The following is a 502-nucleotide window of genomic DNA, read 5'->3' as shown; positions in this document are numbered from 1 at the left end:
CGCCCCCTTCCGGCCGGAACGGGCGCTCGACCGGCTCGGCGCTGCCGCCGAGGCCCCGCACCATCTCGGCCAGCACATGGTCGAAGGCGATGAACACCGCGTCCGCGGTGATCTCGGCCGGGATGTGCCGGTTGCCGATATGCCAGATCAGCCGCTTCAGGGCGTGGTCCGACCCGGCCCGGACCTCCAGCAGGCGCTCGGGCGCGGCCTCGACCCAGACGAGCCGCCCATCCTCCAGCGCCAGCGCGTCGCCGTCGTCGAGCACCATGGGCTCGGGCAGGTCGAGCAGGAAGGCGAGCCCGCCGACGCCGCGCATCGCCATGCGGCGGCGATGCCGGTCGCCGTGGTCGAGCACAATGCGGTCGACGATCTCGGCTCCGGCGAGAACGTCGGCGCGGATGACGCGGGTGGCGCGGATCATGGGGTCAGGACTGATCCAGCAGGTCGGGCTCCTTGGGCAGGTAGTCGAGGTCGAGCGCCTGAACGACCGTGAACGGCGGCA

General features: G+C 72.3%; 1 protein-coding gene. It reads right to left on the bottom strand.

The window, feature by feature from the left end:
• Window positions 1-421, bottom strand: a 421-nt coding sequence (locus FV223_RS29655; RefSeq protein WP_147730123.1) for an urease accessory protein UreE, incomplete at its 3' end; no start/stop codon positions are given.
• Between the last annotated feature and the right edge of the window lie 81 nt (window positions 422-502).

The organism is Methylobacterium sp. WL116, assembly GCF_008039455.1.
Lineage (GTDB): Bacteria > Pseudomonadota > Alphaproteobacteria > Rhizobiales > Beijerinckiaceae > Methylobacterium.
This window is presented reverse-complemented; position numbering and strand designations above follow the sequence as displayed.